Annotated in this window: 32 protein-coding genes; 5 read left to right on the top strand and 27 right to left on the bottom strand. The window is 70.2% G+C overall.

The genetic code is table 11. The features are described from left to right. Positions 1-140 precede the first annotated feature (140 nt). The gene (locus JL475_RS00270) at positions 141-437 is read left to right on the top strand and encodes a hypothetical protein (protein ID WP_202273820.1); all 297 of its coding nucleotides are present in this window, start codon (positions 141-143) and stop codon (positions 435-437) included. Between the two features lie 43 nt (positions 438-480). Here JL475_RS00270 and JL475_RS00265 read toward each other — a convergent pair whose 3' ends face one another. After that, positions 481-942: an NUDIX domain-containing protein gene (locus tag JL475_RS00265; RefSeq protein WP_202273818.1), complete on the bottom strand. Its 462-nt coding sequence runs from the start codon at positions 940-942 to the stop codon at positions 481-483. A gap of 198 nt (positions 943-1,140) precedes the next feature. Here JL475_RS00265 and JL475_RS00260 point away from each other — a divergent pair, with 198 nt between their 5' ends. The 3 genes from JL475_RS00260 (at position 1,141) to JL475_RS00250 (ending at position 2,776) form a co-directional block, all read left to right on the top strand. Further along, positions 1,141-1,395, top strand: coding sequence for a helix-turn-helix domain-containing protein (locus tag JL475_RS00260; RefSeq protein ID WP_202273816.1), 255 nt, complete (start codon positions 1,141-1,143; stop codon positions 1,393-1,395). Between the two features lie 136 nt (positions 1,396-1,531). Further along, complete coding sequence (locus tag JL475_RS00255) at positions 1,532-2,035, top strand: helix-turn-helix domain-containing protein (protein ID WP_202273814.1); 504 nt, start codon at positions 1,532-1,534, stop codon at positions 2,033-2,035. A gap of 30 nt (positions 2,036-2,065) precedes the next feature. Further along, positions 2,066-2,776 carry a hypothetical protein gene (locus JL475_RS00250; RefSeq protein ID WP_202273811.1) on the top strand — a complete coding sequence of 237 codons (711 nt, stop codon included), beginning with the start codon at positions 2,066-2,068 and terminating at the stop codon, positions 2,774-2,776. A gap of 52 nt (positions 2,777-2,828) precedes the next feature. Here the strand turns inward: JL475_RS00250 and JL475_RS00245 are convergent, their stop codons facing one another. The 16 genes from JL475_RS00245 to JL475_RS00175 form a co-directional block, all read right to left on the bottom strand. After that, a complete protein-coding gene (locus JL475_RS00245; RefSeq protein ID WP_202273807.1) occupies positions 2,829-2,987 on the bottom strand; it encodes a hypothetical protein in 159 nt (52 codons plus the stop codon). Continuing rightward, a complete protein-coding gene (locus tag JL475_RS00240) occupies positions 2,987-3,865 on the bottom strand; it encodes a hypothetical protein (protein ID WP_202273803.1) in 879 nt (292 codons plus the stop codon). Before JL475_RS00240 ends, JL475_RS00245 begins: the two co-directional genes overlap by 1 nt. After that, positions 3,862-4,080 carry a hypothetical protein gene (locus tag JL475_RS00235; RefSeq protein WP_202273798.1) on the bottom strand — a complete coding sequence of 73 codons (219 nt, stop codon included), beginning with the start codon at positions 4,078-4,080 and terminating at the stop codon, positions 3,862-3,864. The genes JL475_RS00240 and JL475_RS00235 overlap by 4 nt, the downstream gene beginning before the upstream one ends. Then, positions 4,077-4,325, bottom strand: coding sequence for a helix-turn-helix transcriptional regulator (locus tag JL475_RS00230; RefSeq protein ID WP_202273797.1), 249 nt, complete (start codon positions 4,323-4,325; stop codon positions 4,077-4,079). The genes JL475_RS00235 and JL475_RS00230 overlap by 4 nt, the downstream gene beginning before the upstream one ends. Then, on the bottom strand, positions 4,322-4,510 hold the full coding sequence (locus JL475_RS00225) for a hypothetical protein (RefSeq protein WP_202273796.1): 189 nt from the start codon (positions 4,508-4,510) through the stop codon (positions 4,322-4,324). Before JL475_RS00225 ends, JL475_RS00230 begins: the two co-directional genes overlap by 4 nt. Beyond that, positions 4,507-4,710, bottom strand: coding sequence for a hypothetical protein (locus JL475_RS00220; protein ID WP_202273794.1), 204 nt, complete (start codon positions 4,708-4,710; stop codon positions 4,507-4,509). Before JL475_RS00220 ends, JL475_RS00225 begins: the two co-directional genes overlap by 4 nt. Further along, complete coding sequence (locus tag JL475_RS00215; protein WP_202273792.1) at positions 4,707-5,156, bottom strand: hypothetical protein; 450 nt, start codon at positions 5,154-5,156, stop codon at positions 4,707-4,709. The genes JL475_RS00220 and JL475_RS00215 overlap by 4 nt, the downstream gene beginning before the upstream one ends. A gap of 222 nt (positions 5,157-5,378) precedes the next feature. Continuing rightward, positions 5,379-6,251 carry a hypothetical protein gene (locus JL475_RS00210; protein ID WP_202273790.1) on the bottom strand — a complete coding sequence of 291 codons (873 nt, stop codon included), beginning with the start codon at positions 6,249-6,251 and terminating at the stop codon, positions 5,379-5,381. 84 nt (positions 6,252-6,335) lie between these two features. Continuing rightward, positions 6,336-6,689: a hypothetical protein gene (locus JL475_RS00205; protein WP_202273788.1), complete on the bottom strand. Its 354-nt coding sequence runs from the start codon at positions 6,687-6,689 to the stop codon at positions 6,336-6,338. Then, positions 6,686-7,126, bottom strand: coding sequence for a hypothetical protein (locus tag JL475_RS00200; RefSeq protein WP_202273786.1), 441 nt, complete (start codon positions 7,124-7,126; stop codon positions 6,686-6,688). Before JL475_RS00200 ends, JL475_RS00205 begins: the two co-directional genes overlap by 4 nt. Positions 7,127-7,203: 77 nt before the next feature. Further along, complete coding sequence (locus JL475_RS00195) at positions 7,204-7,602, bottom strand: hypothetical protein (RefSeq protein ID WP_202273785.1); 399 nt, start codon at positions 7,600-7,602, stop codon at positions 7,204-7,206. Next, on the bottom strand, positions 7,602-7,850 hold the full coding sequence (locus tag JL475_RS00190; RefSeq protein WP_202273784.1) for a hypothetical protein: 249 nt from the start codon (positions 7,848-7,850) through the stop codon (positions 7,602-7,604). Before JL475_RS00190 ends, JL475_RS00195 begins: the two co-directional genes overlap by 1 nt. Before the next feature lie 106 nt (positions 7,851-7,956). Beyond that, positions 7,957-8,130, bottom strand: coding sequence for a hypothetical protein (locus tag JL475_RS00185; RefSeq protein ID WP_202273783.1), 174 nt, complete (start codon positions 8,128-8,130; stop codon positions 7,957-7,959). 18 nt (positions 8,131-8,148) lie between these two features. Then, positions 8,149-9,528: a replicative DNA helicase gene (gene dnaB / locus JL475_RS00180; RefSeq protein ID WP_307824904.1), complete on the bottom strand. Its 1,380-nt coding sequence runs from the start codon at positions 9,526-9,528 to the stop codon at positions 8,149-8,151. After that, positions 9,525-10,112: an ATP-binding protein gene (locus JL475_RS39660; protein WP_237405835.1), complete on the bottom strand. Its 588-nt coding sequence runs from the start codon at positions 10,110-10,112 to the stop codon at positions 9,525-9,527. Before JL475_RS39660 ends, dnaB begins: the two co-directional genes overlap by 4 nt. Next, positions 10,112-11,113 carry a hypothetical protein gene (locus tag JL475_RS00175; RefSeq protein ID WP_202273782.1) on the bottom strand — a complete coding sequence of 334 codons (1,002 nt, stop codon included), beginning with the start codon at positions 11,111-11,113 and terminating at the stop codon, positions 10,112-10,114. Before JL475_RS00175 ends, JL475_RS39660 begins: the two co-directional genes overlap by 1 nt. Positions 11,114-11,297: 184 nt before the next feature. Here JL475_RS00175 and JL475_RS00170 point away from each other — a divergent pair, with 184 nt between their 5' ends. Beyond that, positions 11,298-11,549: a hypothetical protein gene (locus tag JL475_RS00170; protein ID WP_202273781.1), complete on the top strand. Its 252-nt coding sequence runs from the start codon at positions 11,298-11,300 to the stop codon at positions 11,547-11,549. Between the two features lie 58 nt (positions 11,550-11,607). On the opposite strand, the gene JL475_RS00165 is transcribed toward JL475_RS00170, so the two are convergent. From JL475_RS00165 to JL475_RS39655, 10 genes are all read right to left on the bottom strand, one after another. Further along, a complete protein-coding gene (locus tag JL475_RS00165; protein WP_202273780.1) occupies positions 11,608-12,804 on the bottom strand; it encodes a hypothetical protein in 1,197 nt (398 codons plus the stop codon). Between the two features lie 61 nt (positions 12,805-12,865). Then, positions 12,866-13,111 (bottom strand): WhiB family transcriptional regulator, encoded by a 246-nt coding sequence (locus tag JL475_RS00160; RefSeq protein WP_202273779.1) that lies wholly within the window; start codon positions 13,109-13,111, stop codon positions 12,866-12,868. Next, on the bottom strand, positions 13,108-13,956 hold the full coding sequence (locus JL475_RS00155; protein ID WP_202273778.1) for a helix-turn-helix domain-containing protein: 849 nt from the start codon (positions 13,954-13,956) through the stop codon (positions 13,108-13,110). The genes JL475_RS00160 and JL475_RS00155 overlap by 4 nt, the downstream gene beginning before the upstream one ends. Further along, positions 13,953-14,228: a hypothetical protein gene (locus tag JL475_RS00150; protein ID WP_202273776.1), complete on the bottom strand. Its 276-nt coding sequence runs from the start codon at positions 14,226-14,228 to the stop codon at positions 13,953-13,955. Before JL475_RS00150 ends, JL475_RS00155 begins: the two co-directional genes overlap by 4 nt. 109 nt (positions 14,229-14,337) lie before the next feature. Next, entirely contained in the window at positions 14,338-14,745 is a 408-nt protein-coding gene (locus tag JL475_RS00145) for a hypothetical protein (protein WP_202273775.1), read from the bottom strand. Positions 14,746-14,809: 64 nt separating this feature from the next. Continuing rightward, entirely contained in the window at positions 14,810-15,271 is a 462-nt protein-coding gene (locus JL475_RS00140; RefSeq protein WP_202273774.1) for a hypothetical protein, read from the bottom strand. Between the two features lie 64 nt (positions 15,272-15,335). Beyond that, positions 15,336-15,827 (bottom strand): hypothetical protein, encoded by a 492-nt coding sequence (locus JL475_RS00135; RefSeq protein ID WP_202273773.1) that lies wholly within the window; start codon positions 15,825-15,827, stop codon positions 15,336-15,338. 72 nt (positions 15,828-15,899) lie between these two features. Next, positions 15,900-16,760, bottom strand: a complete 861-nt coding sequence (locus tag JL475_RS00130) for a hypothetical protein (RefSeq protein ID WP_202273772.1) — start codon at positions 16,758-16,760, stop codon at positions 15,900-15,902. Further along, positions 16,757-17,638: a PD-(D/E)XK nuclease-like domain-containing protein gene (locus JL475_RS00125; protein ID WP_307824901.1), complete on the bottom strand. Its 882-nt coding sequence runs from the start codon at positions 17,636-17,638 to the stop codon at positions 16,757-16,759. Before JL475_RS00125 ends, JL475_RS00130 begins: the two co-directional genes overlap by 4 nt. Continuing rightward, entirely contained in the window at positions 17,635-18,333 is a 699-nt protein-coding gene (locus JL475_RS39655; protein WP_237405833.1) for a 3'-5' exonuclease, read from the bottom strand. Before JL475_RS39655 ends, JL475_RS00125 begins: the two co-directional genes overlap by 4 nt. Positions 18,334-18,419 lie beyond the last annotated feature (86 nt).

Genomic DNA, 18,419 nt, shown 5'->3' with positions numbered 1-18,419 from the left:
CCACGAGAGGAGGCCAGAACTCGCCTAGCGTGTGCCCCAGAAAGCGAACGGCCGGGCGGTCATCACCCGCCCGGCCCGTTCGACCAGCGAGTCATCACCTCGCCGATCCCACCCACCCTCGCCAGAGAGAAGGTCTCGCCATGCAGAGTAGCGGCACCACGGCCTTACTGCGCCCCGCTTTGTCGACACGTCGCCTGTTCGATGCACCACTGGCCGAACTCCTCGAGGAGCTGGGCGTCGAACTCGTCGACTCGGCGATCACCGACCGCACGTACTTCGGCGCGCTGGTGGAGCACCGTGACGGCTCCCGGATCCTGTCGATGCCGACGGGGCGCAGCGCCTTCGAGCGGGACACGGCGGCCCGCATGCTCCTCGCGGAGGGGCTGAGGCTCGACGCTCCGCCGGTGCCGACGCCGCTCGAGGTGGCGCACGTCTGAGCGAGTGGTGATGCCCCCGGTCGTGCTGCGGTCGGGGGCTTCGTCATCCGCCGTTCGGGTCCTCGCCGAGGATGAGGAGCTGGTGCGACTCCTGCAGCCCGTCGGGAAGATCGTCTGGGGCGAACCATCCCGCTTCCAGGATCTCGAAGGGGTCGAGCTTCAGTTCGCCGCCGACGAGCTGGGCTTCGTAGGCGACTTCGGCACGCAGCCGGTAACCGCTCTTGAGGTGCACCAGGCGGCCGGCCTTGACGTCGAGGCCGGTCTCTTCGCGGACTTCGCGGACGATTGTGGCGGCGAACTCTTCGCCGGCCTGGGCGTAGCCGGTGGGCAGGCCCCATTGGCGGTCTTCGGGCCACATGCGGTGGCGCAGCAACAGGACGCGGCCCTGGTCGTCGCGGACCACGCCCGTGACGCCGATCATGAATTTGGAGTGGGCCAGCCACAGGACACGCCACTGCCACGAGCCGCGCAAAGCCCGCCACACACGGGCGACGATCCGCTTCATCTTGCCTCCTGCTTGAGCTGCGGGTTCGAGCGCAGAGGCTCACCCTCCCGCATCTGCCGTAGCCAGCCAAACACGCACCGTGCGCGTCCGCCGGCGCGGGGGCTTCCTGCGTGCGCCCCCGCCTGCGCCCTTGCTGCACTGCCGCCCGCCACCGACCGTGGACACGTCGGATGACGGTGCACTGACAGGGGGGTCTTCGTGCGGCGACGGTGGGATGACGTGGTGGGCTGGCTGCTGCTACGCCTGGCGGTGGTCCTGCATCGGACGGTGTCGGGCCGGACGGCGGTGGAGCGGCGGCAACGGCAGCGGAACGCGGCGTTGCGGGCGGCCCACCATCGTGGGGTGTCGGTGCCGGAGTTGGCGGCCGGGCTCGGACTGTCGGAGGGCTGGATCCGGCAGGTACTCAACGGCAGGCGGCCACCAGAGACGGGCGCGGTCGAGGAAGCCGCCTGACGGGATGACGAAGCCCCCGGCCGCGGTTGCGGCCGGGGGCCTTGTCGTGCGGGTCGGGCAATCCATCCAACCCCCTTGCATCCGTATCGTTCGATATGTTACTCTCGCATCACTCGATACGAGCAAGGGGGATTCGATGAACACCACCGCCGCCGCCACCCAGGCCAACGTCACCGTCGCCACCGTCCGCACCTGGTGCCGCCGCGGAGTCGTCACCGCCGCCAAGGTCGCCGGCCGGTGGGTCATCGACAACGTCTCCCTCGCCGCCCGCATCGCCATCGGCGCCATGAAGCGCCCCGCCCGCCAGGAGACCGCGCCCGTGCTCGACCTCGCCGCCGTCACCATCAAGACCCGCACCAAGCCCACCGGCGAAACCCTCACCAAGGTCACCGGCTACTCCGCCCTCCTCGCCGACAAGCTCGCCCACCACGCCGACGCCGGCGACCGCATCCACGCCGCCAACGTCCTCGACCAGACCGTCATCATCCTCAGCGACACCCCCGACGCCGACTGGGACGGCGAGCCCGGCGCCCGCCACGCCGGCACGGTCCGCACCAGCTACCGCGGCGGCGCGGCCGGTGTCACCGTCGACGACGTCCTCGACCTCGCCGAGCAGCTCCGCGCCCAGCTCGCCGCCTGACCACCCGCCCTGCCGCACAGGAGAGAGACCATGGATATCGCCACCGCACCCCGCGACAAGGGCGTGTACGTCATCCGCACCGTCGGCACGCAGAAGTGGACCGAGGACACCGGCACATGGCAGGCGCACGGCGTCCGCCTCGACCTGATGGACGGCCACAAGCGGCTCGCCATCTGCAAGCTGGAAGTCCCCGGCACACAGGACGCCGAAGAGCGCGGCACGCTCGAGGCCACGCGTATCGAGCCGTGGGTGAGGACGCTGCGCTACCTGTCCGTCGTCCGCGACCTGCGCTCCACCCTCGCCGCCGTGGAAGACATGACGTGGCGCGCCGCCGACGACGCCGCAACGTTCGGCGGACCCAGCGACGCCGCGGACGAACTCCTCGCCTACGCCACCCAGGACGAGGCCGACACGCTCCAGGGCGCACCGCTTGGCCGCGCGATCGCCGACCGGCTCCAGCGGCAGATCGGGGAGGGCCTGCGTCGCGCGCTCGCCTTCGCTCCGGACCCGGCCAGCGACCCGATCCACCCGGCGTGGGAGCAGCCGGCCCTCCTGGGGCAGCAGGGCGAGAGCCTGGCGCAGGCGACTGCCCGGGAGTTGCTGGCCGGCTGGGCCATCGGCCGGGATCTCCGCGATCCGCTGATCACGTGGGCCGTCCAGGACGCCGGGCTGACCCGGACCGAGGTGCAGCAGACGACGAGCGTGTCCCGCAGCACCATCAACCGGCTCCTGCCTGCCTGACCGCAGCAGAACGCCCCCGCCGCCTCGAGTTGAGGGGCGGGGGCGTTGCCGTCTACAGCCACTCCCCGACGAGCTGCACGTCGACGGTGCGGTGGTACTGATCCGCGGTCATGCCCTGGTGCCGCAGGTCGAGCCAGGTCGGGTCGCACGGGTCCGCGAGCTGTTCCGCGCCCAGGTCGCAGAGTTCGTCGAAGGTTGGCTCGTCGGCCATCAGTCGCCCGCTTTCTCGAGCGGGCCGCCGTCGCGCCTGCCGAGGATCCGGTCGAGTCCGTGGAGGGCGGTGCCGAGTCCGGCGGCGATCCCGTTGTGCGGGCTGATCTTCAGATGGTCGGGCACGCCCCCAACCCGGTCGGCGCGGACGGCTTTCGCATGCTGGGCGGCAAGCCATTCCCGGTAGCGGTGCAGCGGCTCGACGGCAGTCTCGCGGACAGGCTCCCCGTCGATGGCGTCGAGGGCGGCCTGCCGTGCGCGATCCCAACCCATCTGCATGCCGCGGCTACGGTCACCGAGGATCGGCCCGGAGTAGGGCGGGAGCGCGGCGACGACCCGGACGAGGGCGGCTTCGAGGTCCCGGACGCGGGCTTCCGCGCGCCGGAGTTCCCCGATGGTGGCCTGATGGGCGTCGGTCAGCTTCTCGACGACGGCCCGGCTGTCGGTCATGAGCTGCCGGTTGGCTTCGGTGTCGGGATGCCCGGGGCAGATCCACGGGTACGGCAGGGCCGCCGTGTCGCACAGCGGGCAGTCCTCCGCGTTCCCGGAGCAGCACCAACGGGACGGCTCCGGGGCGGCGTCCAAGTCCTCGAGGGTGAGGTGGTCGGGCCCATCGTGGCCGAGGCAGTGGACGGGATCCATGCCGGGCTGCGGCTCCCACGAATGCGGGCCATGCGGATGCAGGCGGAGAGTGGCGGTGGAGCAGAGCACCAGCGGCTGGTGAAGGTCGGGTCGGGCGCAGCAAACGTCGAAGCCGCCGTGGCAGTCCGACTCGGTCTCGCCACCGGTCGGGCAGTAGTAGATGCTGGCGCCGGGCTTGCAGACGTGGCGGTCTACGTCGTCCGGCTCGGTCGCTTGGGTCGCTGGCTGGTCGGTCATGGGGTCTCCTTCGGTTCGTCCCAGGCGACGGCACCGCACTCGCGGCCGTCGATGATGAGCGGCCCGGCATGCGGGTCACGGTCGGGCCGGTAATGCCCGGCGGGCTCGGTGCACAGGGTCTGCGGGTGGTCGTAGTGCGCGAGACCGCACGGGTTCGGCTCCCACACGGCGCGGCCATTCCGGATGGCGGTGATCCCGTTATGGCCCACGGTCATGCGGCTTCCTCCTGGGTGTGGGCGCCTGCGATGGCGGCGAGTTCGGGCAGGGTGATGTGGCCGTGGTAGATGGCCAGGGCGACGGCGTGGCTGCGGTCGTTGGCGCCGAGACGCTGGTAGATCTCGGCGAGATGCCGGTCGACGGTGTTGCGGTGGATGCCGAGCCGGCGGCCGATCTGGGTGCTGCTGTAGCCGCCAGCGATGTAGCGCAGGACTTCCCGCTGCCGGGCGGTCAGTTCTCTCACGGCCGCCTCCCGCCGCTCAGGAGCGTGACGCCCGCCCAGGTGGTCAGGCCGAGGAACGCGGCGATCCCCACGCCGACAGCCATCTCGGCCAGTTGACCGGCGAGAACGGCGAGGGTGACGAACACGAGCGGGATGAGCGACAGCACAGCCCACCCGGCGATGCGGCGAACGGTCGACCGGTTCACGGCTTCCTCCTGGTCTGATTGCTTGGCGCGGTGAGTCGTCCTTCGCGGATGGCGTGCTGCCGGACGGCCTCCTCGACGACGGCGGCGGGGACCATGCCGGGGAAGCAATCCCGCAGCAGGCGTTCGGTGGTCGGGGTGATGTACTTCCGGCGGGTGGACGGCTTGGCCGGGATGTTCGCGCCCGGCTTCGCCGTCGTCACTGCGCCGTCCCGGGGGTCTTGCGGGCGGGCTGGAACGTCCACCAGCCGTCGTAGCCGGGCGGTATGGCCGGGTAGTTGGCGAGCATCGGCCGCAGGATCTCGAGGTGCTGCTCCTGGTCGGCGAGGGTGACGCGATCGCCCCAGTACGAGTCGCCGTCCCACCGGCCGTGGCAGTCGCCGCCGTACCGGCCGTCGTCGTGGCGGCGCAGGAACTCTTCGGCGCTGGACGGGGAGGGGTCGTCGATGATCGTGCGCAGGGTGCCGATGCAGGCGACGGTGATGGTCTGGCGGTCGGAGCCGTAGCCGACGGTCCGGCGGCGGAACCAAACGGCGTCCACGGCGTACCAGCCCCACGCCTTGGCCGGGTCGCGCTCCATCTCGCGGAGTGAGGTGAGGTCGACGGCGTAGGGCTTGCGGGAAATCAGGAAACGATCCTCACGGATCACGGGTTCCTCCGGTGGATAGTCGGTGGGGTGCGGGGCCGCTCCCGAGGTTGAGCGGGAGCGGCCCCCGGCAGGGGTCAGGTTGAGGACGGAAGCCCTAGGAGCCTCCGTGGGGCCCGTTCAGGGCTTGAGGTGAAGCCGGGGAGCGGGGCGGGCTGTTCAGCGCTCCAGCGGGCGCACAGCCCGCCCCGCGGCCCCATGCGGGCTACACACTCGGGGTGGCCGTCACGGGCGCGCCCCGTCCTGGGGCGCCTCGGAGACGTGCCCCGTGAGGGTGAACGCTTCGCAGCCGGGGCAGTCGTCCACGTGCTCCGGGTCGTCGCTGTCGTCGGCCACGACGTGGGCCTCCTCGGCGGGCCCCTTACAGCAGTGGTCGCCTGCCGAGCACGGGGTAGCCATGGATGCCGGGCGTCCGCACGCGGCGGTCGGGGTCTCGTCAGGCACGTAGCCGCAGTGCCCTTCGTGCTGCCCTTCTGGGCCGGGCGCGCAGGTGCAGCCGCCCACGTAGGCCAAGGCGGGCTGCGCCTCGGTGTCCAGCGCCCCGTCCTGCCGCGCCCCGATGCAGACGGCGCGGCAGGGGCAGTCGGGCGGGCAGTCGGGGATGTGGCGCGGCTGGGCGGCCGGGGGCTCGGCGGCCATGCGGCGCAGCTCGTTCGCGGCGTCGGCCAGTTCCCGGACAGCGCGCGCCTCCTCGCCGAAGTCCGAACTGGACAGCGCGTCGATTCCGGTAGCGCGCCGGTCCAGCACGGCGATGGCTTCGCGGAGGACGGCGGCCCGGTCGGCGGGCGCCCCCTGCGCCAGGGCAATCACCTCGCGGGCGTAGGCCCGGTAATCGGCACGGAGACTGGCGTCGTATCGCTGCCAGTCGCTGTCAGTGATCCAAGCGCCAGCGAGGCGCCGGGCGACACGCTCCTCGGCGGCCCGGTCGGCGGGCGGGGACGACACCGGGACAGCGGCGGGCGCATCGAGCACCTCGCACATACCGCACTTGAACGCAGTCGGCGGCACGGAACCTTGGGCCAGCGGGCACGTCTCCCGGTGAAGGCCCCGGGCGCGCTTCAGCTTCGCGGCAAGGTCGGCGGTCGGGTCGGTGGTCATCGGTTCTCCTCAGGGGTGGAAGGGTTGGCGGGCCGGCCGCCCCGGTTGCTGCGGGGCGGCCGAGCGCGCGGTCAGACGGCTTACTTACTCGCGGGTCAGATGGTTTCCCGAGGCAACCGGTCCCCCTCCGGCGGGCGTCTCCCGGCGCCCGGTGATGTGCAGCCAGCACACGTATCCGTCGGGCTGCTGCGACCCGTCGAACACGCTCCGGTCGGTGCGCGCCGTGCCGTCGAACCCGGCGCCACGCAGGTGGTCGAGCCAGCGGGCCAGCAACTGCCCGCGCACAGCAGGGGTGGTGAGGGTGCTGCCGTGACGGCGCCAGGCGATCACCGCAGCATGGTCGGGGTCGCGGGCGACCTCCCAGCCGCCGAACTCCGTGGTCGGGAAGTGCGCGGTCATGTGGGCTGCCACCTGCTCCGCGAGGTCGGGCGGGGTCATGCGGCACCTCCGGGCGTCTTGTGGATGGTGAAGCCGCCGTCGGGATGCCGGATGATCCAGTCGCCGAACCGGGCGACGACGTGGTTGGGCTTGACGCCGATGCGCATGCCGACGACGGTCAACTTGCCGTCGACGTACTCGGTGTAGCCCTTGGCGAACACGTCCAGCCGGTCAAGCTCCCAGTCGATGCGGGGGAAGCTGCGCGGGGTGAGCTGCCACGTCCGACAGCCAGCCGCCTCCAGCTCGACGAGCGGCGCGCAGTTCGGGCATTCGCCGCGGACGTCGGTCGTGTTGCCGTCGGCGTCGACGTCCCGGCCGTCCAGGTCGCCGAGCAGGTGACCGCAGCCGTTGCAGGCACGCTTCAGGGCGAACGTCGTCGACTCACGGCCGTCCGCGTCGACCGTGGTCCGGTCCGGGGTGTGGGTGCAGGGTTGCATGGGGTCCTCCGGGTGGGCTGGGTAGGGTTCGGGCCAGGCCCGGGGCGCGATAGGCGCGCGCCCCGGGCTGCTGGCGTTCACGGGCGCAGGGCCTCGAGGGCTTCCCGCATCGACACCTGGGGTCGGGCGGCGCGCTCGGCTTCCTCGGCGGCGGTGAGGGCGTCCTGCTGCTCGACCTCCCGCTCGGTCGCGGGCCGCCAGACGGTGCGCTCGGCGACACGGACGCCGGTGTCCTTGCCGTGGTCGACGAGGAGCCAGCGGCCGCAGTGCTCCTCCCAGGTGAAGTCGGGGCGGATGTTGGCGCCTTCGTCGTCCTCGTCGGGGTGGCCGTACTCGTCGCCCTCGTAGTCGTAGGCGGCGTGGACCTTGGCCGCGCCAAGGTCGAGGTACAGGGCGTTGCCGTCGAAGTAGTCGCTGTCCTCCATCCAGGCGTGGAAGACGGTGAGGGCTCGGGCGAGACGGGGCATGCTGGTCATCAGATGCTCCAAAGGGTTGGTTGGTGATCTACGAGGGGCAGTTCGGTCTGCCCGGGGCAGTGCTCGACCGGCGGGTCGGTGCGGACGGCGGGCGGCCGGCGGGTGGTGGCAGACGGGCGGCGGGCAGGCGGGGCGACGAGGATGCCGAGACGCTCCGCGCACCGCTTTCCGAACTTCCGGGCGATCGATACCGGGTCGGTCAACCACCGCCCGCAGCCGCCCTCGCACAGCCGGCGCTCCCGAGACATCAGGCGGCGGTTCCTTCCTGGGGTCGGTGGACGCTGCGGCTGGCCGGGTTGCCGCCGCATTTGGCGCAGGTGCACACGTCCGGCGGCGGGGGCGAGGTGGAGGCGGTCATGCGGCGGCCTCGTCTTCCTGGGCGCTCCATCCGCAGGTCCATCTGGTGCCGCAGGTGGGGCAGCGGTAGGTGGCGAGGACGGAGCCGGGCCCGTTCGGGGATATGTCGATGGGGGTTACCGCGGGGCTGTCTTCGGTGAGGCAGCGGTCGCACGTGTCGAGGTAGGGCACGGGAGTTCTCCTCTCGGGTCAGGTCTGCGCCATGTCGACGAATCGGGCGTAGTGCCCCTGGAAGGCGACGGTGATCGTGGCGGTGGGCCCGTTGCGGTGCTTGGCGACGATCAGGTCGGCCTCACCGGCGCGCGGGGTTTCCTTGTCGTAGGCGTCCTCGCGGTGGAGCAGGATCACGATGTCCGCGTCCTGCTCGAGCGATCCCGACTCGCGGAGGTCGGACACCATCGGCTTCTTCTCCTGCCGCTGCTCCGGCCCGCGGTTCAGCTGCGACAGGGCGACGATCGGCACCTCGAGGTCCATCGCGAGCGTCTTGAGGCCGCGGCTGATCCGGGACACTTCCTGCTGCCGGTTGTCGCCTCGGCCGGTGGACTCGCCGCCCATCAGCTGCAGGTAGTCGATGACCACGAGCCCGAGACCGCTCCGGCGCTGCACGCGACGGCAGTGCGAACGGATCTTGGCGAGGGTGATGCCGGTGTCCGCGACGATGTGCAGCGGGGACGCCTGCATGTCCTTGCCGGCCTCGATCAGCTTCATGACCGCGGCGTCGTCCACGGGGCCCTTGGACTTCATCCAGTGCAGCGGGTAGCGGGCGTGCGCCGACAGGAACCGCTTCTCAAGTTCCTTGCGGCCCATCTCCAGGGAGAAGAACACCGTCGGGATGTCGTTGCGGATCGCGGTGTGCCGGGCGAAGTCCCCCGCGAGGACGCTCTTGCCCATGGCGGGCCGGGCGGCAACGAGGACGAACTGGCCGGGCTGCAGGCCGCCGGTGAGGGAGTCGAAGTCGGTGAACCCGGTGAGGAGGCCTTCCTTGGGCCCGTTCTCGCGGATGTCGACGACTTCGGCAACGGTGTCCATGATGTCGACGCCGATCGACAGGTCGTCGGCACCGACGTCGGTGAGGCCGGCCAGGCCCTCGAGGGTGTCGAAGGCGCCCTGAATGATCTCGTCGGGCGAGTGCTCGCGGCCGTGGACGTTGTGCGTCATGCCGTTCGCGGCGTCGAGAACCTTCCGCAGGATGGCCTTCTCACGGACGATCTCGGCGTGCCGGCCTGCGTTCGCCACGGTGTGGACGGCGTTGACGAGGGCGAACACGTAGGGCCGGTCACCGCAGCGGGTGAGGTCACCGTCCCTTTCGAGCCGGTTGCCGAGGGCGATCGGGTCGTGCGCCTCGCCCGCGTTGTGCAGGTCGACGAGGGCACGGTAGATCGTCTCGTTGGCGGGCCGGTAGAAGTCCTCGGGCTGGACGATTTCGACGACGTCTTCGGTCGCCCGCCCGGAGAGGATCATGGAGCCGAGGACGGCCATTTCTGCGGCCTCGTCGAACGGCGGCTGCTGGCGGGCGGCCATCTGGTCGAAGCCGTCGTCGGCGGGCGGGGCGTCGTAGTCGTGGGTCACGCGTGGGCCTTCCTGTGGTCGGTGCCGGTGAACTTGGCGAAGGTGGAGCCGCCGTCGGCGAAGCGGGACATGGTCCGCGGGCCGAGCGGCTCGAGGGTGGGCAGGTTGGTGGAGATCAAGGTGGGCAGCTGGTTCTGCCAGCGGGCGTCGATCAGCTGGGCGATCGCGTCGACTGTCCACGGGTACAGCTGCGTCGCGCCCAGGTCGTCGAGGGCCAGCAGCGGCGCCTCGGACCAGATGCGGAGCTTCTCCCGGTCGACGGGCCGGTCCGCGACGGCCTTGAACTCGAAGTCGCTCACGAGGTAGTAGCGGCCGAACCAGCCGCGGCGGATCAGCAGCTCGCCGACCTTCCACAGGTGCCAGGTCTTGCCGGTGCCGGGCTCGCCGAGGAGCAGCAGCGAGGCGTGGGAGCCGGCGAGGTAGCCGTCTATCCACTCGCGGACCTCGGTACGGACGATGCCGTCACTGGCGAACGCCTTGGGCCGGCGGGCGAGGTAGCGGTCGAGGGTCTGGGAGCGGATCTCGGCGCGGGCTGCGGCCTGTTCGGCGTCGTGGCGGGCTCGCCGCTGTTCAGGGGTCGTCATCAGAAGGGCCTCGCGTTCTTGTAGTCCTCTGCGGTGGGCACCGGCGCAGCAGCGCCGGTAGCCGGGTGAGGGCGGTTCGGGGCGGTCCAGCCGCCGGAAACGGCGCGGAGCGGCGGCCGGTCGGGCTCGTCGTCGTAGCAGCCCTTGTTCAGCCAGTTGGCCGGGAACTTCGTGTACTGGGGGTCCTTGCCAGCGCGCTCGCGGGCATAGGTCTGGGCGGCGTCGACCATGTGCTTCGGCTCTACGCCGCGCTCGATGGCGGCGATCCACGCCTTCTTGGCTTCCTCAAGGTCGCGCTTCTTCGGGTAGTTGCTCCAGAAGGCACCGAAGGCCGTGAGGTGGTGGTCCGTCTTCTCGTCGCTGACCTCGCGGATGGAGGCAGCACCGGTAGAGGAAGTGTTCTTCCCAGTGTTCTCACCGTGTTCTTTAAGAGACGTACCACCGTGTGGCACGTCGGAGTGAGCTGGGCGGATGCCCGTTTCCGCAGGTGAGGCCGGGGTGCCGCCATGCGGTACGTCGGTGCCGCCTGCGCTTTCGCCTGTTTCCGCAGGTCGCGCCGACGTGCCACCTGCTGGTACGTCGGTGATGTCCTCCGACGTACCACCGTGTGGTACGTCGGTCCCACCTGCGGGAATGCCCGTTGTCCCAGGTCGCGCCGACGTACCACCGTGTGGTACGTCGGTCTGAACTGCGGAAACGTTCGTGAGGGTGAGGACGGTGCCGTACTTGCCGCCCTCAAGGAGCTCTCGGCTCGCAGTGAGGTAGCCGTACTCCTTGAGTTCGGCGAAGGCGGCCCGGAAGGCTCGCCGGCCGGGGCTGTTCTTGCCGTGCTTGGCGACCGACGCGCGCCACATGTCGTCGGCGGTCGCCTCCCAGCCGTCGGGGCGGCTGAGGAGGTCGACGAGGATGCCGCGGGCCATGTAGCTGAGGCGGTTGTCTCGCACGGTGGCGTTGGGGACTTGCAGGAAGTCCCTTGTCAGCCTGGTGTGCCGGATCCTCACTTGATGCCTTCTCTCGAGAGGGGTGTCTCTGGGTGTTGCAACTGCGTTGGGACAGCCCTCATGGGGGCAATGTGGCGCGGTGGCCAACTGCACGGGTACGAGAATACCGTTCGCATACGCTGTGCGCGAGTCCCCTTCGCGCATAGGTGGCGGAATGGTGTTCGCGCATGGCACTATGTGCCTCATGACGACAGCCGAGGAGGAGATCAGGGCCGCCGCCCGTAAGCGCGATAGGTCGAAAGCGGCCTTCGAGCGCGACGACGCAGCCCTGCGTGAGCTGTTCGTGAAGTGGCGTGCCGACGGCTACGGCCCCTCTGACATGGCCCGCTGGTCCGGCATGACCCGCGAATGGGTCGCGAAGATCGCCCCGGACCCGAACGCTCCCAAGAAACGCGTCGTTCGCATCAAGCGCAGTAAGCCGGCCGACTCCGACTGACATCCGTCCCCTCCTCTCCTTCTGGGCCCCGCTTCGGCGGGGCCTTTGTCGTGTCCTGCTACTGGGCGAACCAGTGGCTGCGGGGGCGGTGGCCTTCGCAGCGCCATCCCGCGGCGTAGAAGCGCGCAGGCTGACCGCACAGGGGTCGGCCGGTGTCGCAGATGCCGGGGGTCGGATGCGGGGTCGCGGGCGCCACAGGTCGACTCGGCTTCTCGGCAGCGGGCAGGCCTGGGGGCGGCGGCGAGAGGACGACGGGCCGTGGGCGCATCGCCTCGAGTTCCTGCTCCTTGGCGCGGGAGTGCCCCTTGCGTGGCCCGCTTCGACTCTTCGGCTTCTCCGCTGGCGTGCCGTTGAGGATGGGCATCGGGTCGAGGGCGCCTATGTAGGCGAGGTACTGGACGTAGGACTCGGCGTCGGTCCAGAAGAATCGGGGTGCGCGGATAACCTGGACGTCGTACATGGGCATGAACTTGCCGATGGGCGCGCCACGTATGACGTCGTCCAGGTGGGCTGTGGTGAGCTGTCCGCGGGCGTGGGGTTTGCCGCAGCCGCTGAACTTTCGGTCCGGGCACTCGTGGCCCCAGCGCACATCGCACCTGTAGATCTCGATGCGGTAGATGCCGCCCTCGAACTCGTGCCGGTAGTTCAGGTTCTCGATCACCTCGAGAGGCGGGTTCTTGGTGCGCAGGATCGGCACCTGGCCTCGGACCTGCCGATTGGTGGTGTGCCACATGCTCGTGCGGCCGACTGCGGCGGCGAGACGTGTGCGCTCGGGTGCACTGAAGCGGTGGCTCGTGCTGAACAGGGAGTGCTGGTGCTGCATGTCGATGGTGCGGGTGCCGGTGAGGGCGACGTCAGAGACGGTGCGTCCGTCGAGCGCTCGGGACTCCACTTCGTAGATGAGGCCCGCGTCTTCGCCGACCTTGACGTAGTGGGCCTTCCAGGCGCGGTGTTCGGGTCCCTCTACGGCTTCGTAAGCGTGGTCCGGCCGGCCCTCACCTCGCTGGTGGGCGAGGACGCGAGTGCCGAGGTGGTTCACTTTGGGGCTCAGCCACTGCTCGGATCCGTACTCAAGCCAGCACTTGGCGCACTTGATCAGCTTGGCTTTGGTCGCTCCACCCAACTTCGCGTTCCGAGAGCGCAGCTGCCTCCACTCGCGCTCGGGGAGGAGCGCAGCATCGACGACGCCGTGGTCTTTCCTGTGGGCGCAGGCGTCTAGACCGTCGTCCGTGATGATGATCTGGTTGTTCAGCACAGCTGCGCGCTCCTCTCCTTCCTCCGGGGCCCCGCGGTTGCGGGGCCCTTTGTCGTGCGGGTTAGGCGGCGGCTTGCTGCCGGCGTCGCTGGTTCTGGCTGAGTCCGCCCCAGATGCCGCGGACTGTGGTGCCGTCGTGCTGCTCGAGCGCGGCGGCGTGCGCGGTGCAGGCGGGCTTCACGGGGCAGCGTCCGCAGATGCGTTTGGCGGCGAGTGCGCCGCCTCCGGCGAGGTTGTCGGTCCACTCGTCGGGGTCGACCTGGGCGCAGAGCGCGGACGACATCCACGCGTAGCGGCCGGCGCTCATGCGGCGGCCTCGAGTCCGGCTTTGGTGGCCCGTTCGCGTTCGGCTCGCTCCTCGCGTTTGCGGAGGATCTCGGTGAGCTGGTCGCCGATGTACTTCTCGCTGCCGCCCAACTGCTTGGCGATGGACGGCACGGACTCGCCGAGGAGGTACAGGTGCTCGATCTCGTGGGTACGGTCGTTGTCGCGCTTGTACTTGTCGGCCGGCTTGTACGGCGCGGCCGTCTCCGGCTGGCAGGCGGGGTCGTCGATGTCGTCCCAGTCGAGCGGCCCGTGCCAGCCTTTGTTTCGGGCTGCGGTGGCGATCTGCTTCATGCGGCCCGGGGTGGTCGACAGGGTCCGGTAGGCGGCGGCGATGCGCTGCGCCTCGTGGGGGAAGACGGTCTCGGTCTTGCCGCGGGCGATGAAGCTGAGCCGGTCGTCGGTCATGCCGGTGGTCTCGCCGACATCGAGGAAGGGGTGTCCGAGGATGGCGAGGGCGCGCAGGCGGCGGATGCTGCCGTTGGCGTCGACGCGTTCGCCGCGGTCGGTGCGCAGCATCGGTGTGACTGGCACGGACAGGATGGCCAGTGCGATGCGCTTGTTCGTGGTCTGCTGTCCGCCGACGATGACGCCGACCGTGGAGCGGGACACGCCGGCGGCTCGGGCGATCTCGGCTTGCCACCAGCCGTTGTTGAAGAGTCGGTCGATGTGGGCGCGGACTTCGTCGGCGGGGTGCAGCCGGTGCTTGCCGCGGACGTGTTCGGTGGCCAGCTGTTTGCCGTACCGGTAGTTGGCGTGGCAGCACTCGGGGTGGCGGCAGCCGCGCTGGTAGCAGGCTCGGGACGGGGTGTGGACGGTGGTGGTCACGGCTGGTCCTCCTTGCGGGTGTCGGCGGTCCAGGCGCCCCAGTGGGCGTAGAACTCGTCGTCGGGCTCGATTGCGGCCTCGGACTCGGTCGCCTCGGGCTGGGTGGTGGGGTAAATGCGGCTGGCGATGCAGCGCCACGCCCAGGCGGCGAACACGCCAGCCCAGTAGCCGAGGGCGATGATGATGAAGGCGGCCATGGCGGCGATGACGCCGAAGCTGATGACGGCGCCCCAGATGACGGCCTCGACGGTCTCGATGGCTTCGTGAATCACGTCCGCCTCCCGCTGGTGCGTGCCGGGCGGGCGATGAGGGCGAAGGCGACTGCGGCCAGACCGACGGTGAAGCCGAAGGCGGCGAGAAACAGGGCGGCGGCGAGGTGGTTCATGCGGCCCGCCTTTCGGCTGCGCGGGCGGCGGCCTTGGCGGCGCGTTCTTCGCGGCGCCTGCGTGCGACGGCCTCACGGTGTGCGGCGGGCACGCCGATCCAGACGTGGACGAGGGACTGCTTGGCGCGTGCGGAGCCGCCGTAACCGTGGTGGCGGATGATCCCGTCGTTGAGGAGACGGCCCGGCAGGCTGCCCCACTGCGTCTTCGGCAGGGGCGGATCCGGCAGCTGGTGGGCGCGGGCGACGGCGTCGACGGTGAACGGGATGCCGGTGTCGGCGGCGGCCACGTAATACGGGGTGACCTCGTCGACCCACGCCTCGTAGTCGTCGACTATTCGGCGGGAGACCGCCGGGGCGGGGGCATCGAGGTGCATGCCGTCGAAGGCGGGCTGAATGTGAGACATCGTGTTCTCCTGGTCCCGGGGGCTGCCGCAGGTTCGGGCCGCGGCAGCCCCCGATCGGGTCGGGTCAGAAGGGGAGGTCCCGGCTGAGCGGGGGCTCGTGGTGGTGCAGGAGGCGGGTGTCGCCGATGCCGTGGTTGTCGAGGACGAGGTTCACGGCGTCTCGGACCGCGTCGGTGAGCGCCTCGTGCAGGTCGTCCTTCAGGCCGGGCCGGTGGGCGATCTGGATGGCGAGGTCCCAGGCGTCGCCGCCACGCCCCCAGGCGAGTTCGCTGGTGTAGTGGAGGCCGTTGGCGCCGAGATCTACGGACCAGCGGGCGAGGTCGACGGCGTACTCGACGTGTTCGGAGATCTCGCGGTCAGCGTCGTGGAAGTCGTCGCCGTTGAGCTGGTCCCACTGGAAGTCGTCCCGGCTGGGGATCTTGTGGCCTTCGATGGTGACCTCGAAGTTTTCCGGGTCCCGTGCGGCGCGGAGCTGGGTGGCGGCCTCGGCGCGAGCGTCGTCGTCGGTGTACGGCTGGTCGGTCATGTGTGATTCCCTTGGGGTGAGGGGCCGCCCGCATTGCCCGCGGGCGGCCCTTGGCGTGTGCGGGCTACTGCTCGGTGGTGTCCTGGGTGGCGATCTGGTCGGACCACGGGGTCGGCATCTCGGCGCACCACCGCGCGTGGTCTTCGCGCTGGACGGTGGGCGGCTTCCACACGGCGCGCGGGTCCTTGCCGAACTGCGGGGTGATGGCGTCGACGTCGGCGGTGATGTCGAGGCCGGCCTGCTTGAGCTGGTGGGCGAGTTCGGCCCACGGCTCGTGCTGCTCGTCGGTCTCGGAGAAGGACAGGTTCCAGGCGACGGCGTGGGAGACGATGTTCCGCCAGGCGATGAGGGCGGCGCGCATGGCGCTCACGTCAGCCGACGCGGTCTGGCCTTGGGCGATGAGCGCGTGGCCGAGGGCGCGGTTGGTGAGGACTCCGGTGAGGATGGCTGCGTGCTGCTGGTCGCCGAGCGGCAGGGTCTTCTCCAGTGCTGCGGCGATGGCGGTGTCGGCGGAGGCGAGGAGCCTCTCGGCTTCGGCGCGGTGGTCAGTGGTCATGGTTCGTGATCTCCTTGGGTGGGCCGGGCTCCCGCCTGATTTGGGCGGGCGGGAGCCCGGTCGATGGGTGGGCTACTTGGTGGGCTGTCCGGCCCACGGGTCGTCGTCCGGCGGGCCCTGCTTGCGTCCGCCGCCGCTCTTGCTGGTGATCTCGGCTCCGGTGATGCGGGCCTGCGGGAACGCTTCGTCGACGGCGATCTCGCGGCGCTGGATCGACTTGTGCGTGATGAGGAGCTGGGCGATGTCGGCGCCGTTCCACTGGTCGCGGGTCCGGCCGAGCTTCTGCTCGAGGCGGTCGGCGTTGACGCCGAGCTGCTGGAACACCTTGACGGCGCCGTCGATGCGCTCCGGGAGGGGCTTGCCGTCGCCCTTGTGGAGGGTTTCCCGGCAGAGCTCTTCGGCCTCGCTGATGAAGAAGTCTGGGATCACCGCGAAGATCGCTTCACGGAGTCGGCGGGCGCCGTTGTTGGCGTTGTTCTCGTAGATGTCGCGCAGGTCGATGAGGGCTTCGACCTTGCCCTTGGCGAACTTGGCGTGAGGGACGACGAAGGTGAGGACGTGCCGGGTGTTCGCTTCGACGTCCCACGCCCATGCCTGCATCTCGGACTGGCGGTAGCTGTCGTCGCGGCGCATCTCGGAGACGCCGTACTGAATATTTCCCCAGGCCTGGGCGAGGGTCTTGGCGAGGTGGATGGTGGAGCCCTCGACGGCGCCGCCGGCCCGCGGGAACTTGTAGAACGCCTTCTCGGCGAGGGCCATGGAGCCGCAGGCGGCCTGCATGGCGGCGCGGGATCGGCCGACGTCGCGGGGGAACTGGCGGGCTACGTAGATGGCTGCCTGGACTTCGGCGACGGCGCGGGACTGCTCGACGGCGGTGGACTGGCCGACGCGGTCCGGGCCGGCAGCGGCGGGGGTCTGGGCGGGGAAGCTCACAGGTAGATCTCCTTGTCGCGGTTCTCGGCGTAGCCGGGGAGTTCGAGGTAGTTGGGTTCGTGGTCGGCGTAGCCGGGCCAGTAGCCGGTGCTCTCGCACTGGGCGAAGGTCTCGATGGCGTGCCGGTTCTTGGCGCCGGCTATGACGCGGGAGCCGAGGGTGATGCCGATGACGTTGACCAGGTACGGGGGCTTCTTCTCCTGTGCGATCAGGAGGAGTTCGGCGGTGTGGTCGCCGAGTCCGAGGGCTCGGGCGCCGGTCTCGTACCAGTCGGCCTGGCAGTTGTAGCCGTACTTGTCGATGTCCTTCTGCATCGCCTCGTTGCTGGCGTCAGCGGTGGTCTTGTAGTCGGGGATGATCAGGCGGCCTTCCTGGTGGGAGGGCAGCCAGTCGAAGCGGACGCGGCAGCGGATTCCGCTGGCTTCGTCGATCCAGAACCCGGACTGTTCGGGGGCTCCGTAGGCGGGTTCGAGGAGTGCGGAGGCGAGGGGGTGGCGGCGGATGGCGGCGGCCATGTCCTTGACCATCTGCATCTCGTGCTGCTTGAGGGGTATGCCGCCCTCGGCTCGGGCGTCCGCGACTGCAGCCTTGGCTTCCTTCGTGTTCCACGTGTCGTGGTCGATGACGATGAGCTTCGGCCCGTTGCCGAGGACGAGTTTGTGGGCGGCGTTGCCGTAGTCGAACGTCTTGGTCGGCGGCTGCGGGTTGTCCTGCTCGTAGCGGAACTTGGCGGGGCAGGACGGGGGCAGGAGCTTGCGGGCGCCGGAGGAGGAGAGGGACGTCTTGTCGGCGTGGTAGTCCTCGTTGGAGAGGTCCGTGTGCAGGCCCAGTGCGGGCGCCTCAATGGCCGGCGCCTCGACCTCGACGGCGGCGGTCACTGCTGGTCTCCGTGCATGCGCGACAGGGCGTCGCCCGCCATGGCGGCGAGCTGCTCGTCGGAGGCGGCGAAGAAGGCGTCGGGGATGGTGACGGCGTCCCACACGTCGCGGGCCCATCGGGCGTCGCCGAGCGCGGTGTGCGCGACGGCCTTGGCCGGCGGCTCGACCTCGACGTGGCGGGAGACGTCGTAGGACTTCCACGGCCAGCCGACGGCCTTCGCGACCTTCCGGTACCAGGCGGCGTCGCAGTCCTTGCGGGTCCATTCGCTGGCCTTCCCGTACAGGGCGCCGACGGCGAGGGTGGTGGTGTCGATGGTGCGGTAGTGCCAGGGCTTGGGCTGGTCGTAGTAGCGGCCGAAGAGGTGGGCGATCATCTCGGCGTCGAAGGCCGGGTTGGAGCCGACCATGACGGCGCCGTTGAGGAGGGCGTACAGCTGGTTGGCGACGGTCTGGCGGTCGCCCCACGTCCAGTCGGGGTTGCTGGTCCGCTCGAAGTACCGGTTGATCTCCAGCGCCTTGGGCTCGGCGTTGGTCAGGTCGGGCTCGATGTGGAAGACGTGCTCGGTGTCGTTGCCGTCGCGGCGGAGGATGACGGCGATCTCCCACGCGTCGTGCTGGAACGGGTCCAGGCCGGTGGTCTCCGTGTCGACGAATGCGAGTGGCGGCGCGGGTTTTGTGGTGCTTTCGATGCTCATGTGATCTCCAAATGGGTGTGTTGGTGGGCGGGCCAGCGCCCCGACGGGGGGCCTGGGGCGCTGGCCCTGGATGCCGCGGAGCCCAG

Source organism: Streptomyces sp. M2CJ-2, from assembly GCF_016757295.1.
In the GTDB taxonomy this organism is placed as follows: Bacteria; Actinomycetota; Actinomycetes; order Streptomycetales; family Streptomycetaceae; genus Streptomyces.
Note: the sequence above shows the minus strand (reverse complement) of the source record. Positions and strands in the feature narration are given on the sequence as shown.